The following is a 15682-nucleotide window of genomic DNA, read 5'->3' as shown; positions in this document are numbered from 1 at the left end:
GTTATTTTAACAGGAATGTCAAGGTTTGTTACTGAACTCCTGAACTATAGGCTGGCACAAAAACCCGGGAAAGTGGCCCATAACTTTAAAAAAGCGGCACATAAAACATTAAAAGTGGCAGATAAAAATCTAAATCTAAATCTGAAAATAAAAATCCGCGGGAAAATTATATTCTTCCCGCGGAAAAACAAATAAATTATCTTAAAACATTAAAATACCTGGCTTCCGGATGGGCAAAGACTATCGCCGAAACCGAGGCTTCCGGTTCCATCATACATCCATCGGTTAATTCAATGCCGATTTCTTCCGGATGGATGAGCCCGAACAATTTCTTCTGATCTTCTAATTCAGGACATGCTGGGTATCCAAAGGAGAAACGCTGACCTTGATAGTGAGCGGCAAAACGATCCTGCATCGAAAACTCAATTGGATCCGGGAATCCCCAGCGGTCGCGCATTTGCCGGTGAATCAATTCAGCAAACCCTTCTGCTGATTCCAGTGCCAACGCTTGAAGCGCATGACTTTCCAAAAAGCGTCCTTCACTTTTAAACTGCTCAGCCCGTTCACGAATCCCACGGCCTGCTGTTACCGTAAAGAAGCCAACATAATCTTTCTCGCCGCTTTCAACAGACTTAAGAAAATCAGCTAAACACAAATGCGGTGCTGACTCCTGACGAGGGAAGTCAAACGTTTCAATAACCTGATCAGGGTTTTCCGGATGATAAATAATCACTTTATTCCCATCCGATTGAGCAGGGAAAAATTGATAAACAGCTGCAGGTGTAATCCAATTATTTTGACTTGCATCTGCCAGCAATTGGTCGACTACTTCTTTTACCTTTAGCGCCTTTTCATCCTTCTCGGCTACTAATTTAGCGATTTTCCCTTTTACACCAAGATGGTGGCCAATCAACATTTGCATATTGATATATGGTTCAATATGAGAAAGAGAATACGATCTTAGTAAATGCCTCTTCGTGTCCATTGGCGTAAATACAGGGACCTGAGTTGAAACAGCCGGCTTTGGTTTCACCGCAACGGAAACAGAAGTCCTGCGCTCAAACTCCCTAGGAACATCTAAAGAAGCTAACTTTTCATTTTTCTCAGCTAACAGTTTCTGAACTTCCTCTTCTGAATTCAGTTGATTCGCAAGGGAAAGACCTGTCATCGCATCCTTTGCATAAAGGACAAGACCATCATATTCCTTAGAAATTTTGGTATCTGTAAACTTACGCGAAAGGGCAGCGCCCCCAACTAAAATCGGCAAGGAAATTCCCGCTTCCTTCATATCCTGTGCCGTTAATACCATTTGCTGTGCTGATTTTACCAGCAAGCCGGATAATCCGACCATATCAGGTTTTTCTTTACGAATCGCCTGGACCAATTCGGTGGGTGAAACCTTAATGCCCATGTCGATGACATCATAACCGTTATTGCTAAGGATAATGTCGACAAGGTTTTTACCGATATCATGAACATCGCCTTTGACGGTTGCTAAAATAACTTTTCCTTTTGAAGAGGAAACATCGCCTTTTTCCATGTACGGTTCTAAAAACGATACGGCTGCTTTCATGACTTCGGCACTTTGCAGCACTTCAGCAACAATGAGCTGATTATCGTTAAAGAGACGGCCGACTTCCTTCATCCCTTCCATTAATGGACCATTAATAATCTCAAGCGGTGCAGGATATGCTTCGAGTGCTATTGCTAAATCCGGAAGCAATCCTTCCTTTGTTCCTTCTATTACGTAATAGGCAAGACGCTCCTCCAAGGTCATATTAGGAACTGTCACTTTCGCTTCCTTCTTTTTGCCCCGATAAAATTCAGTAAAGGTAGCCAACGTTTCATCCGTTGTTTTAAAGAGCAGTTCTTCTGCCATTGCTACTTCTTCTTTGGAAATTGAAGCAAATCGCTCCAGTTTTTCTGTATTGACAATCGCATAATCAAGTCCGGCCTGTGTGCAGTGGTAGAGGAAAACAGAGTTTAGCACTTCACGGCCAACAGGTGGAAGTCCGAATGATACGTTGCTGACTCCGAGAATGATTTGTGTCTCCGGAAGCTGTTCTTTGATAAGGCGAATTCCTTCAACAGTTGCTTTTGCCGAACCAATATATTGTTCATCCCCGGTGCCGACTGGAAACACAAGCGGGTCGAAAATAAGATCCTGTGGATTAAGATGATATTTGTTAACTAAAAGGTCATAGGATCGTTTCGCAATTGCTAATTTTCGCTCCGCCGAAACCCCCATGCCTTCTTCATCAATGGTTCCAACAACAACTGCTCCGCCGTAACGATGGATTAAAGGTACTATCGCTTCGAAACGTTCTTCGCCGTCTTCAAGATTGATCGAATTAATGATTGCCTTTCCTTGTGAAAACTTTAGAGCCCTTTCGATTACTTTTTCATCTGTTGAATCGATAACAAGTGGTACCTTGATTTTCTTCACCACTTCTTTAACAAAGTTTTCCATATCGACGATTTCTTCACGATCCGGGTCGGCAAGGCAAATATCGATGACATGTGCACCGCTTTTTACCTGTGCTCTGGCAATTTCCGAAGCTTCCTCAAATTTCCCCTCGATAATCAACCGTTTAAATTTACGGGACCCAATGACATTTGTTCGTTCGCCAACCATAATCGGGCGGAGGGTAGGATCGTCGTAAATAAATGGCTCAATGCCTGAAACCATGTGAGTTGATGATGATTTGGTTTCCCGCGGCTGATAATTTTGCATCACTTCAGAAATGGCGCGAATATGCTCTGGAGTGGTACCGCAGCATCCGCCAACAATGTTAAGCCAGCCTTGGGCTGCAAAGTCCCCAAGCTTTTTCGCTAATGTTTCAGGTGTTTCATGATAGTGTCCTTCTTCATCCGGCAAACCGGCATTCGGATAACAGCTGACAGCAGTTGTGGCCAAATTCGCCAAGGAGCGGATATGCTCCTGCATAAATTCCGGACCTGTCGCACAATTCAAACCGACCGCAACCGGGTTCATATGTTCGATAGAAATATAGAAGGATTCAATCGATTGACCGGCAAGCGTGGTGCCCATTGGTTCAATCGTTCCCGATAACATTAACGGCAGAGTCTTGCCTGTTTTTGAAAAAGCATTTTGGATCCCAACGAATCCGGCTTTGACATTCAACATATCCTGACTCGTTTCAAGCAATAAAAGATCTACTCCGCCGTCAATCAAGCCAATGGCTTGTTCTTCATAGGAAGCAGTGAGTTCATCAAACGTTGTCCCGCCGGTGACACTTAAGGTTTTCGTTGTCGGTCCCATCGAACCGGCAACATAGCGGGGCCATTCATCTGTAGAAGCCTTTTGTACTTCCCGGCCCGCGATCAGTGCGGCGATTTTATTAATTTCATATGCTTTGTATCCAAGTCCATATTCATCAAGGACAATGCTCGTTGCCCCGAAGGTATTGGTTTCAATGATATCTGCTCCTGCATCCAAATATTCTTTATGAATAGTAGCAATCACCGAAGGAGCTGTTAAATTCAGGTTCTCGTTACAGCCATCATATTCTTCACCGCCGAAGTCGGCAGCCGTAAGATTGGCCCGCTGGAGCATTGTACCCATTGCCCCGTCCATTATGAGGATTCGTTTCTTTAATTGATCAATAAATGGTGCTTTCGGCATAGCTGTTCCCCCTAATCTGACTTGCACGCTGACGGGAATAAATTGCCAACTCTGCTGTTAGTTCATAGCGTAAGAATGGTGTAATTAAATAAATTCCGTTGAATAGGTCAAGGGCTGCATCAATTAATGATTTCGTAATTTCAATTCCTTCACGAACGGCTAGCTCAGGATTGTCATTTAAGGCTGCCATAGATTCGCGAATGCTATCGGCGATTTTGATTCCCGGGACTTCGTTATGAAGAAACTCCGCGTTTTTGCTGCTTAACAATGGCATTAAGCCGATATAAATCGGTGCTTCAAGATGCTTCGTATTTTCATAGACTTCGAGTAATTTCTCTTCGGAAAACACTGGCTGGGAGATAAAGTAATCGGCCCCGAAGTGAATTTTCTTTTCAAGCCTTTTCACCGCTTTTTCAAGTGATCGTACGTTTGGATTAAAGGCAGCAGCAATGCTAAAGGCAGTCTTTTGTCCAAGATCTTTTCCTGAAAAAGATAACCCGTTATTCAACTGTTTAATCATTTGAATTAATTCAAAGGAAGATACATCGTAAACGGATGAAGCCCCCGGGAAATCTCCCACTCTGGCAGGATCGCCTGTGATCGCCAAAACATCATGCATGCCCAGGGTGTGGAGACCCATTAAATGGGATTGCAGTCCGATAATATTTCGGTCCCTGCAGGCAATATGGATAAGTGGTCTCATCCCTAACTCTTGTTTGACCAAATATCCTAATGATTCATTCGAAATTCTTACAGAGGCAAGGGAATTATCGGCTAGCGTAATCGCATCGATTCCCGCTTCTTTTAATGCTCTTGCTCCTTCAAAAAACTTTGTTGTATCTAGTTTTCTCGGAGGATCTAATTCTACGATTACTGACGGCTTTTCTTTAACGAGTTCATGAAGAGGAGCATCATCGCGTTTAGCTGAGACAGGTTCAACAATGATTTTCTTTGGCTTTAATTTTACGCTTTTTTCGGTAATCGGTACACTATTCTTTAGTTCGGAAGCAAAGGCCTTGATGTGTTCAGGCGTTGTCCCGCAGCAGCCGCCAAGCAAGCGAACGCCTTCTTTTCGAAAGGCTTGGGCGGAATTGCGGAAATAATCAGCATCACTTTCATAATGGAATTTTCCATCTGTATAGGTTGGAAGACTGGCATTTGGATACGCTGATAAAAAGGCATTCTTCGGCAGTTCGATTTGTTCAAGTGTTAAAAGCATATGGTGGGGACCGAGTCTGCAATTGAGGCCGACTACATCGGCACCAAGACCTTCAAGACGCTTTAGGGCATCATTTACAGGCGTTTGATTTTGCAAAATTCCCGGCTCCTGCAAAGAAACCTGAGCAATAATCGGCAGCTTGGTTTCCTTCCTTGCAATGGTCAGAATGGTTTCAAGCTCTTCCAAGTCATAGAAGGTTTCGAGCAGTATTCCGTCTACACCTTCTAACAAGAGACAATACAGCTGCTCCCGAAAGCTCCGCTTTATATCTTCATTTGTAATAGAATTAGGCTTGATCCCACGATTTCCGCCAATCGTTCCAAGAACATATGCTTGATTTGCGGCAGCGATTTTAGCGTTGCGAACGGCTGCGCTATTAATTTCTTTAACTGAATCCTCCAGACCGTACCTGAGCAGCTTCAGATAGTTAGCTGCATAGGTATTGGTCTGGATAACATCTGAACCCGCATTGATATAGGCTTTATGAATATGCTGGATTTGCTCAGGATGGGACAGGTTTAACTCTTCAAAACAACAATCAGTCCCATATGAGTAAAGCAGAGTACCCATGGCGCCGTCAGCAATTAAAATCTGATTTTGTAATTTTTCTAAAAAGCTCATGAGGATTCTCCTTGCTGTAAAACTAATTCTTTTTGCTGTATAGATTGGAGGGCTTCAGAAAAATCCTTAATGAGGTCATCGGGATTCTCAAGGCCAACTGATAAACGAATCAGGCTATTTTTAATACCGCGTTTTTCCCTTTCTGCTTCAGGCATTGCGGCATGAGACATTTTCGCCGGATAGGATAAAATTGACTCAACCGCCCCAAGGCTTACAGCAAAAACAGGGATCTTAACCTTTGAAACAAAGGAACGAAGGGCATCCTCATTTGCCAGCTCAAAGGATAAAACCGCACCGGGACCTGCTGCCTGGCTTTTTTGCACATGGTATTGCGGATGATGTTCAAGGGCCGGATAATGTACCTTTTCAACGAGCGGATGCGCATCTAAAAATTCTGCCAGTTTAATAGCTGATTTTTGCGATTGTTCCAGGCGGACGTGAAGCGTCTTTAATCCCCTTAGAACGAGCCACGCATCCTGAACGCCAAGGACTGCGCCGAAGCCATTTTGCAAAAAGCCTAATCTTTTAGCCAAATCCTCGTCCTTGACAACGGCAAGTCCTGCAACTACATCACTGTGTCCGGACAAAAATTTAGTAGCACTATGCAGGACAACATCTGCTCCAAGGTCCAACGGTTTTTGCAGGGCAGGAGTTAAAAAGGTGTTATCGACAAAGGTTAATGCTTCAATTTCCTTCGCTAACTCGCTAATTGCTTTAATATCCGTTACTTTCATTAACGGGTTGGATGGTGTTTCTACATAAAATGCTTTTGTATTCGGCTGGATGGCTTGTTTTACTTCATTAATATCCGTCATATCAACAAAGGTATGTTCAATTCCGAATCTCGTAAGTACTTGTGTAACCATCCGAAATGTACCGCCATAAACATCCTCGGTAATAACGATATGGTCACCTGCAGAGAGAAGAAGAAATGCCGTTGAAATGGCGGCCATCCCCGATGAAAAAGCAAAGCCTTTAGCGCCGCCTTCTAACTCGGCAATCACATCTTCCAACGCTTCTCTTGTTGGATTCAAACTGCGGCCGTAATCATATTTACCAAACTGATCGAAATCGGATTGGTGGAAGGTGGATGCATGTTGGATTGGTACACATACAGCCCCTGTGGCCGGGTCGACTTTGTGTTTATTATGAAGGAGCCTCGTCTCAAAGGTATATTCTCCCATTATGCGATCACTCCTTCTTTAATTTTGGCAAATGCTTGTTCAAGATCCTGTTTTATATCATGTGCATCTTCAATTCCAACGGAGAACCGTAATAAACGATTACATACACCCTGCTGAATACGAATCTCTTCCGGAATATCAGCATGTGTTTGCGTTGCCGGATAGGTAATGAAGCTTTCTGTACCGCCAAGGCTTTCAGCAAAAGAAATAAGTGATAAGTTTTGTAAAAATGGATTTACCCAAGACTCATCTTTGATCCGGAAAGAAAGCATTCCGCCTTTTCCAGGATAAAGAACGTCTGTAACCCCATCATGATTAGATAAAAATTCAACGATATCCTTCGCATTTTTCTCATGCTTTTCCATTCTGAGGGCTAAGGTTTTCATTCCGCGCATTAACAGCCAGGAATCAAATGGTCCAAGGACACCGCCTGCTCCGTTATGATAGAGTGCTAGGTCCTGACAAAGTTTTTCACCCTTCGCCACTATCAGCCCGGCAAGGACATCATTGTGTCCGCCTAAATATTTAGTGGCACTATGGATGACGATATCAGCACCAAGTTTGATTGGCTGCTGCAGAAGAGGAGTATAGAAAGTGTTGTCAACAATCAACAGGATTCCGTGTTTCTTGGCAATTTCTGAAATCGCGGCAATATCCGATTCCTGCATGAGGGGATTGGTCGGAGTTTCAAGGAAGATGGCCTTTGTATGAGGAGTAATCTTACTTTCCACTTCTTCCGGACAACACGTATTCACATATTGAGTCTTTAAGCCCCATTTTTTAAAGCCTTGTTCTAACAAACGGTAGGTACCACCGTACAAATCCTCACTTACTAACCATTCATCGCCAGATTGGAATAATGAAAGAATCGTAAAGATAGCTGCCATTCCCGAGCTGCAGGCATAACCTTGGTCCCCGTATTCTAAATCGGCAATCGCTTTTTCAAGGAGCTGGCGAGTCGGGTTTCCTGTACGGCTATAGTCAAAGCCAGTTGACTGCCCAATCCCTTCATGGCGATAGGCCGTTGAAAAATAAACTGGTGGGTTTACAGTCCCTGTTGCGGTTTCACTACGATTTCCAATTTGAGCAAGCTTCGTTTCGATCTTATACATGTCATCCACTCCCATTTTTAAATTATTGATTTCCACCGGTCGAGGGTAATTGATTCCCATTGTTGGGTAGTTGAACTAATCGGACATTTACGATTCGTTTGAGGCAATGATTTCAGCCCTTTAACGCATAAATAGAAAAAAGCCTTCTTATAAGAAGAAGACTTTTGTTTGCACGAACGCATCGTCATTCTTCTTATCTCGCAAATTACCTAGAATTTGCAGGACTTAGCACCTTTTCAATGAAAAAACCATTGAAGGTTGCTGAGGTGTCTTCGGGCCATTCCCTCAACCTCTCTTGATAAGAAATCAATATTTAGATTATTTATAAAATTTACTACAATTTTGAGACGGTGTCAAATTGTTTTTTATTTTTTTAAATTGAAGATTCTAGATGAAAAAATCATGAAAAAGTCATGAAAAAATATAAAATTAATTTCCAAGAAAGATGTTGACACTACTATTAAGAGATGATATTTTTAATGCATAAGATGTTCTTAATAATGAACTTAATTAAACAGCACATCTCTTGTATAGTCCTAATGAAATTTAGCCTAAAAAGGAAGAAAACATAGATTTACATGGTTTTATACAATGAAATAATTGCTTGTAATAGGGGAGAATCATTGTGAAATGAACCCTTATTGGTTAACTATGGATTGTACGTTCTGTTTAAAGAACTATAATTGGTAGCGTTCTATATGTTAATTCTTTATTTAAAATATTTAAACTACATACAGTTTATTTCATGTTTGGAAGGAGGAAAAGATGAGCGCTATTGCTGGTATTTATCACTTGAACGATGAACCAATTAATCTAGAACATGGCAGGCGGATGATGAAAGAGTTAGAGAAGTATCCCGCCGATGATGTTCAAACCTGGCATAGTGACAAAGTCTTTCTTGGCTGCCATGCACAGTGGATCACCCCGGAATCTATTGGTGAAAAGTTGCCTTACTATGATCAGGAAAGGCAGTTAGCCATTACGGCTGATGCGATTATTGATAATCGTGAGGAATTATTTGAAAAGCTACAAGTTAAAAAATCCGATAGAAAAACAATGTCTGATAGTGAACTTATACTACTTTCCTATTATAAATGGGGAGAAGATACACCTAAGCATTTACTAGGTGACTTTGCCTTTATGATTTGGGATGAGAAACATCGTAAACTTTTTGGAGCTAGGGACTTTTCTGGTGCACGAACTCTCTACTTTAATAATAATCTTCAGCGGTTTTCATTTTGTACAGTAATTCACCCATTATTGTCTTTTCCTTATATTGATATGAAACTTAATGAGCAGTGGCTTGCGGAATATTTGGCTATTGCCGGGATGATTGATGCAGTAGATGCTTCAATAACCCCTTATAAAAATATAGAGCAGGTGCCTCCATCTCATAGCATTTCTGTTGTTAGGGATAAAATTACACTAACCAAATATTGTACTTTAGCACAAGGAGAACATCTAAAACTTAAGTCAAATGAAGAATATGTTGAAGCTTTTCAAGATGTATTCCAAAAAGCAGTTACTTCAAGGTTACGTACGCACCTTAATATAGGAGCACAGTTAAGTGGCGGACTTGATTCAGGAGCTGTAGTTGGTTTTGCAGCAAAAGCAATGCTTGAGGAAAAAAAAAAGTTACATACCTTTAGTTATATTCCTCCAGAAGATTTTGTAGATTTCACACCTAAATATTTATTGGCTGATGAGAGGCCATTTATTCATTCAACAGTACAACATGTAGGTGGAATTGAAGACCACTACTTTGATTTTAAGGAGAAAAATTCTTATTCGGATATCGATGAATTTTTAGAAATACTAGAGATGCCATACAAGTTTTTTGAAAACTCATTCTGGTTAAAGGGAATGTTTGAGAAGGCTCATGAGAAAGGAATCGGTATATTACTTAACGGTGATAGAGGGAACTTTACCGTTTCTTGGGGATTTGCCCTAGACTATTACGCCACACTATTAAAAAAGCTAAAGTGGATTCGACTTTTTCAAGAATTAGATTACTTTAGTAAAAATGTAGGCGGAGCAAGATTAGGTAATTTACCCGACATTGCAAGAATAGGTTTTCCGATCATTGATAAAATCTTTCCGGAAGAAGCACCCTATAAACGTCCTATGCTAATTAACCCAGAATTTGCAGAAATAACAGGCGTTTTCAAAAGATTTAAAGAGCACGGAATTGATCAATCTGGATGGTATTCCAATTCAAGTATATTTCATGAAAGAAAAAGACATTTTCAAGATGTTTTTCAGTGGAATGCTGGGAATACACTTTCTACAAAACTATCTTTACGTTATAAATTATGGAAACGTGATCCAACGAATGATTTACGTGTAGTCCGTTTTTGTTTATCCGTCCCAGAAGAGCAATTTGTACAAAATGGATTAGACAGGGCTCTTATCCGAAGGGCAACCTTAAACTATTTACCTGAAAATGTAAGGTTAAATCAACGCATTCGGGGTGTTCAAGGTGCGGATTGGGTTCACCGGATAATTCCTTATTGGGACAAATATAAGGAGGAATTAAGGCAACTTTGTTCAGATAAAAAAGTTTTAGAATATTTAGATGGCCAGGTGCTAAAAACTGCCTTTTCGAAGGTAGAAATAGGAGTTAAACCTGAAAATGCCACTGATCCGAATTATAAAATATTAATGCGTAGTTTAATAGTATATAGATTCATTAAGAAATTTACTTGAAAGGGGGTGATAAAATGAAAAAACAGTGGGAAAAACCTGTATTAGAAGTACTTGATGTAAAAATGACGATGCTTGGAAAAGATGGAGATTATACAGATGCTGCTTTTCCGGCAAACACTCCAAAAGGTAAGTTAACTTTCTGTTAAGGAAATTAGAAAAGAGATAGAACAAGTTAAATTATTAACTTTGTTCTATTCTGCAAATCTGCTTGGGAACTACATAAGGCACCTGGTAGATTATGTTTTATAGAACAAGATGTTAAAGCCCTTATACTTGAAATAGAGAATAAGGGCTTTTAACATGACAATTGGTAAATTGGAGTGAAAAGAATGATAGAAACTGAAAAGAAACTAATATACAAAGCATTTGGTTTAACTTTAACCAGTGAAATTCCTTTACCTGAATTGCCACATTTAGATAGTGAAATATGTTCAATAGATGTTGAAATAGTAAAAGGGGATTTATCAAAACTTTGGTTTGAATTATCTGATGAAGAAAATGCCTTTGTTATTAAGGAAAACTTTGTTATGTTTCAAGTTCCTAATATTGCTACGTTTTCTATACAGGAAGGAAAAAGAATTACAGTTTCCCCTTTGAAAGAAGACGAAGAAAACCACATAAGGCTATATATTCTTGGAACCTGTATGGGAGCTATACTGATGCAAAGAAAGGTATTACCCCTTCATGGCAGTGCAGTTGCCATTAATGGAAAGGCATATGCTTTCATGGGCAATTCCGGTGCGGGAAAGTCTACGCTAGCATCAGCATTCTTGAATCAAGGTTATAAACTTTTAAGTGATGATGTGATTGCAGTATCGCTTTCGAAAGAAGAAGATATTCCATTTGTTACTCCATCCTATCCACATCAAAAACTTTGGGATGATAGTCTTAGTAGCCTTGGAATGGAGGTAAGTAATTTTCGACCAATATATGGGAGGGAAGCAAAGTATTCCATACCCGTTTCTTCAAAATATTTCACTGAACCATTACCACTTGGGGGTGTGTTTGAACTAATTAAATCAGAGAATAGTGAGTTTGATATTCGTAGAATCGATAGCCTTGAACGATTTCATACACTATACTACAATACCTACCAAAATTGTTTTATTCCCAATTTAGGGCTTATGGCTTGGCACTTTAATACTACAACAAAAATCATAAATAAAATAGGTATTTACCAAATACAACGCCCTGTTTCTGGAACAAGTCCTACTCAGATGGTAGCCCAAATTTTAAAAACATTAAGTGAAGGAGAATAAATTATGATTACAAATAGAATTTCAATTGGTCAAACTGTTTCACAAATCAAAGGAAATATAGTAAGTGATATGGGTGGAGAAAAGGTTATGCTAAGTGTGAAAAATGGAAAGTATTATAACTTAGGTGGCATTGGTGGAGATATTTGGGATCTAATTGAAGAAAAGAAATCGGTTAATCAATTGGTTTCAACATTATTGACAGATTATGAAGTAGATCAATCAGAATGTGAGAAACAAGTTATCTCCTTTTTGGAACTTTTATTGAATGAAGGTTTAATTGAAATTTCTGATAATTAATAATTTAGCAACCTAATATTAATTTATAGGTAGGGAGCAACTAATGAAAGTGTTTAAAAGTATAAGGATTTTTTTGTTATTGGGTATAAATATTAAGCTCCTTTTCTTAGAGGCGTTTTTTCTACTAGGTTGGGCTCGCATTCTGAAAAGTATGCCATTTTCAAAGATTGCTCCTTCTTTAGGTGAGCACATGAATGAAACATCTCTAATTATAGATGAATCTAAAAAACAACAACTTAAGAATATATCTGAAGCAGTCAATATAATGAGTCGTAATACATTTTGGGAAAGCATGTGTCTGGTTAAAGCAATTGCTGCAATGAAAATGTTAGAAAGACGTCAAATTGAGAGTACCATTTATTTAGGAACCGCAAAAGATGAGACTGGGAAACTGATTGCTCATGCCTGGCTCCGGAGTGGACCTTTCTATATAACAGGAGCAGAAGTTATGGACCAATTTGTGGTCGTAAGTAAATTTGCTAAAAAAATATCTTCTTAAAATAATAAAGGAGACAGCCATGGAAACAAATTTCAGTCTCAATATTACCCAAATCCCAAAGGAACTAAAACTAATTATTGAAATCTTAACGATAAAAAATGATGAAACCTCTCATCCTCATTTAAATGAATGGTTTAAAGATACAGATTGGGATTTATTTATCGAACTTGCTATACATCATCGAGTTTTTCCATTATTATCGAGAAAATTTAAAACTATCAATTCAACCTTGATACCTCCACATGTTATACAAACTATTAACCAAACAAATCTGATGAATACATTAAATATGCTCCATTTTAGCGGTGAAATGGAACAAGTATGTAAATTATTTGCTGGTAATAAAATAAATTTGCTCAACTTAAAAGGCCCAGTACTTGGTGTTGATCTTTATGGAGATGTCTCACTCAGGTCATCTGGTGATTTAGATTTTCTTATCTCAATAAATGATTTGGATAAAGCGGATCAACTTCTTAAAAGTCATGGATATGAGAAGGATGATTATATTCAAACGGTATTAAATGACTGGAAATGGAGACATCATCATGTTACATATTTTCATCCTAAAAAAGAGATTAAACTAGAAATCCATTGGAGACTAAATCCAGGACCTGGGAAAGAACCAAGCTTCAACGAATTATGGGAGCGGAAAAGAGTAAGTTCACTAACAAGTTATCCTGTCTACTATTTGGGAAGAGAGGATTTATTTTTATTTCTTGTTTCTCATGGTGCGCGACATGGTTGGTCTCGCCTTCGATGGTTATTAGATATAAATCAGATAGTTGGACAAAGGATCGATTGGGTAACACTTAGTAGATTATTAAAGAAATATCAGTACCTTCATGTAGGAGGACAGGCGCTTGTTTTAGCTTCACAATTATTAAGCACTCCTATGACGCAAGAAATGAAAAAATTATTCAAAGGAAATCATACAAAAAGATTAGCTCAGGAAGCCATCTATTATTTGGAAAGAATGGTTAATTTACATAATGACCCTGTACCGGATGATGTTGCAAGTTATCATAAACGACATTTATATTCTTTAATGTCTAAGAAGCAAAAGTTGTTCTTTATTTTGAGCTTTTTATACCCATATCCTGAGGATGCTAAGACTTTGCCTTTACCAGAACGTCTTCACTTTTTATATTTTCTATTACGTCCGTTTTTATGGGCTTGGCGGAAAACGAAGCACCATGCATTATCATAGGAGGATATGGAAATGAAACATGTATTATATTTTACAAAGCGAATACACTCCTTTTCTGGACGAATTTTATATCTCAACCTTATAGGGATGGTATTGGTAAGTTTATTTGAAGGTGTTAGCATTTTGTTGTTAATACCACTGATCAATTTAACTGGTTTGTTAGATGTTAACTCCAAATCAACTTCGGCTTTTTCTTGGTTGTCTACTTTTTTTAATAATTTCCCCAAAACAATAAGCTTGTTAATAATTTTAGTAATGTATTTATTATTAATTTTAGGGCAAAGTTTCTTTCAGAGAAAGCAAACAATATTAAATACAAAGATTCAACAAAGTTTTATTCGACATTTAAGAGAAGAGACCTATAAGTTATTACTTCAAGCGAATTGGTCATTTTTTCTCAACAAGAGAAAGTCAGACATTATTAATTTAATGACAAATGAGATAATTCTGGTTAGTGCAGGAACGAATATGTTTTTACAATTCCTTACCTCAATTGTATTTACTTTAATTCAGTTAGGAATAGCGTTTTGTTTATCCCCAAAAATGACAATATGTGTCATGTTTTTTGGAATAGCAATTATTTTTTTCTCTCGAAAATTTATAAATAAATCTAATTTAATTGGAAATGAAACATATGAACTAACTGAAATGTATATTGCAGGTATTACAGACCATTTTAATGGAATTAAAGATATTAAAAGTAATATGCTTGAAGAACCCCATTTAACTTGGTTTCAGGATTTAAGTAAAAGAATGGAACTAAATCGGTTGAAATTGGTAAAATTAAATACTATTTCTGAGCTTATATATAAAATAGTTTCGGCTGTGTTAATTGTAATTTTTATGTTTTTCTCAATTAAAATGTTTCAAGCGCAGCAAGCACAATTAATACTAATTGTTATTATATTCTCAAGGTTATGGCCTCGATTTAGTGGCATTCAATCTAATTTAGAACAATTGGGATCCGTTTCTCCATCTTTTAAGGCATTAGTAGATTTGCAAGATCAATGTAACAAGACTAAGGAATTTAATGAAAGAGATCTTCATAATGTAAAACCACTTTTAATTGAAAAAGGTTTGGAGTGTCGAAATATCAATTTTCGATACAATACAACTGAAAATACCTATGCGTTACAAAATATTAATCTAAACATCCCAGCTAATCGTATGACAGCTATTGTTGGTCGCTCAGGTGCAGGAAAAAGCACATTAATTGATCTATTAATGGGACTTAATCAGCCTGAAACAGGCGAAGTTCTAATTGACGGTGAATCATTAACTAGTCAAAATTTGCTCGCTTTGAGACGTTCAATCAGTTATGTACCACAGGATCCATTTTTATTTAATAAAACTATCCGTGAAAATTTGCAGATTATTGATCAATATGCTAACGAAGAACAAATTTGGGAGGCACTTGATTTCGCTGCAGCTGCTGATTTCGTTAGAAAGTTACCTAATGGACTTGATACTCTGATTGGTGACAGGGGTATTAAGCTATCTGGTGGAGAACGTCAAAGACTTGTTCTTGCCCGGGCTATATTGCGTAAACCATCAATCCTTGTTTTAGATGAGGCCACTAGTGCTTTAGATACTGAGAACGAGTCTAAGATCCAAGAAGCATTAGAAAGGCTCAAAGGAACGATGACGATCCTTGTCATTGCCCATCGATTATCAACCATTCGGAATGCGGACCAAGTAATTGTTTTAGATCACGGGGAGATTATCCAACAAGGTCAATTCAGTCAACTTGCAAATGAAAAAAAAGGAATGTTTAGTAGGTTGCTAAGAAAGCAAATGGGAGTTAGTGTTAGATCTATGAATTAGCCACTTTTTTTAAAAATATTTTTTATTGACATGTTCTTTATAAAGAACTATTATAATGAATATAAAGTTTGTTTTTAGATTTTTCAGAGAAAATACTCAAAAACATAA

11 protein-coding genes and 1 riboswitch are annotated in these 15682 nt (G+C 38.3%); of the genes, 7 read left to right on the top strand and 4 right to left on the bottom strand.

Annotated features, from left to right (window positions below; all coding sequences use genetic code 11):
* Positions 1–196: 196 nt before the first annotated feature.
* From metH to J2S10_RS09730, 4 genes are read right to left on the bottom strand one after another with little or no spacing between them, the layout of a single operon-like run.
* Positions 197–3646, bottom strand: coding sequence for a methionine synthase (gene metH, locus J2S10_RS09745; RefSeq protein ID WP_307407073.1), 3450 nt, complete (start codon positions 3644–3646; stop codon positions 197–199).
* Positions 3624–5486 (bottom strand): bifunctional homocysteine S-methyltransferase/methylenetetrahydrofolate reductase, encoded by a 1863-nt coding sequence (locus J2S10_RS09740; RefSeq protein ID WP_307407071.1) that lies wholly within the window; start codon positions 5484–5486, stop codon positions 3624–3626. The genes metH and J2S10_RS09740 overlap by 23 nt, the downstream gene beginning before the upstream one ends.
* Positions 5483–6670, bottom strand: a complete 1188-nt coding sequence (metC, locus tag J2S10_RS09735; RefSeq protein ID WP_307407069.1) for a cystathionine beta-lyase — start codon at positions 6668–6670, stop codon at positions 5483–5485. The genes J2S10_RS09740 and metC overlap by 4 nt, the downstream gene beginning before the upstream one ends.
* Positions 6670–7782, bottom strand: a complete 1113-nt coding sequence (locus J2S10_RS09730) for a methionine biosynthesis PLP-dependent protein (RefSeq protein WP_307407067.1) — start codon at positions 7780–7782, stop codon at positions 6670–6672. The genes metC and J2S10_RS09730 overlap by 1 nt, the downstream gene beginning before the upstream one ends.
* 190 nt (positions 7783–7972) lie before the next feature.
* Positions 7973–8087: riboswitch (SAM riboswitch) on the bottom strand.
* Positions 8088–8547: 460 nt separating this feature from the next.
* Here J2S10_RS09730 and J2S10_RS09725 point away from each other — a divergent pair.
* From J2S10_RS09725 to J2S10_RS09695, 7 genes are all read left to right on the top strand, one after another.
* Positions 8548–10488, top strand: coding sequence for a lasso peptide isopeptide bond-forming cyclase (locus tag J2S10_RS09725; RefSeq protein WP_307407065.1), 1941 nt, complete (start codon positions 8548–8550; stop codon positions 10486–10488).
* Positions 10489–10502: 14 nt separating this feature from the next.
* Positions 10503–10634, top strand: coding sequence for a paeninodin family lasso peptide (locus J2S10_RS09720; protein ID WP_307407062.1), 132 nt, complete (start codon positions 10503–10505; stop codon positions 10632–10634).
* 183 nt (positions 10635–10817) lie between these two features.
* Positions 10818–11747 (top strand): aldolase, encoded by a 930-nt coding sequence (locus tag J2S10_RS09715; protein ID WP_307407059.1) that lies wholly within the window; start codon positions 10818–10820, stop codon positions 11745–11747.
* 3 nt (positions 11748–11750) lie between these two features.
* The gene (locus J2S10_RS09710) at positions 11751–12044 is read left to right on the top strand and encodes a lasso peptide biosynthesis PqqD family chaperone (protein WP_307407057.1); all 294 of its coding nucleotides are present in this window, start codon (positions 11751–11753) and stop codon (positions 12042–12044) included.
* A 43-nt stretch (positions 12045–12087) separates the two neighbouring features.
* Positions 12088–12543, top strand: a complete 456-nt coding sequence (locus J2S10_RS09705) for a lasso peptide biosynthesis B2 protein (RefSeq protein ID WP_307407055.1) — start codon at positions 12088–12090, stop codon at positions 12541–12543.
* Positions 12544–12562: 19 nt separating this feature from the next.
* Complete coding sequence (locus J2S10_RS09700) at positions 12563–13750, top strand: nucleotidyltransferase domain-containing protein (RefSeq protein WP_307407053.1); 1188 nt, start codon at positions 12563–12565, stop codon at positions 13748–13750.
* A 12-nt stretch (positions 13751–13762) separates the two neighbouring features.
* Positions 13763–15574, top strand: a complete 1812-nt coding sequence (locus J2S10_RS09695; RefSeq protein ID WP_307407051.1) for an ABC transporter ATP-binding protein — start codon at positions 13763–13765, stop codon at positions 15572–15574.
* Positions 15575–15682: the final 108 nt, after the last annotated feature.

This window comes from Neobacillus ginsengisoli (assembly GCF_030813055.1).
The sequence above is the reverse complement of the archived record's forward strand: the minus strand, read 5'-3'. Positions and strand labels throughout refer to the sequence as shown.

Excerpts from the sequence above, each read along its gene's own strand:
- metH (WP_307407073.1), bottom strand. The coding sequence starts at position 3,646 with ATGCCGAAAGCACCATTTATTGATCAATTAAAGAAACGAATCCTCATA.
- J2S10_RS09740 (WP_307407071.1), bottom strand. The coding sequence starts at position 5,486 with ATGAGCTTTTTAGAAAAATTACAAAATCAGATTTTAATTGCTGACGGC.
- J2S10_RS09730 (WP_307407067.1), bottom strand. The coding sequence starts at position 7,782 with ATGTATAAGATCGAAACGAAGCTTGCTCAAATTGGAAATCGTAGTGAA.
- J2S10_RS09700 (WP_307407053.1), top strand. The coding sequence starts at position 12,563 with ATGGAAACAAATTTCAGTCTCAATATTACCCAAATCCCAAAGGAACTA.
- J2S10_RS09715 (WP_307407059.1), top strand. The coding sequence starts at position 10,818 with ATGATAGAAACTGAAAAGAAACTAATATACAAAGCATTTGGTTTAACT.
- metC (WP_307407069.1), bottom strand. The coding sequence starts at position 6,670 with ATGGGAGAATATACCTTTGAGACGAGGCTCCTTCATAATAAACACAAA.
- J2S10_RS09720 (WP_307407062.1), top strand. The coding sequence starts at position 10,503 with ATGAAAAAACAGTGGGAAAAACCTGTATTAGAAGTACTTGATGTAAAA.
- J2S10_RS09695 (WP_307407051.1), top strand. The coding sequence starts at position 13,763 with ATGAAACATGTATTATATTTTACAAAGCGAATACACTCCTTTTCTGGA.
- J2S10_RS09705 (WP_307407055.1), top strand. The coding sequence starts at position 12,088 with ATGAAAGTGTTTAAAAGTATAAGGATTTTTTTGTTATTGGGTATAAAT.
- J2S10_RS09710 (WP_307407057.1), top strand. The coding sequence starts at position 11,751 with ATGATTACAAATAGAATTTCAATTGGTCAAACTGTTTCACAAATCAAA.
- J2S10_RS09725 (WP_307407065.1), top strand. The coding sequence starts at position 8,548 with ATGAGCGCTATTGCTGGTATTTATCACTTGAACGATGAACCAATTAAT.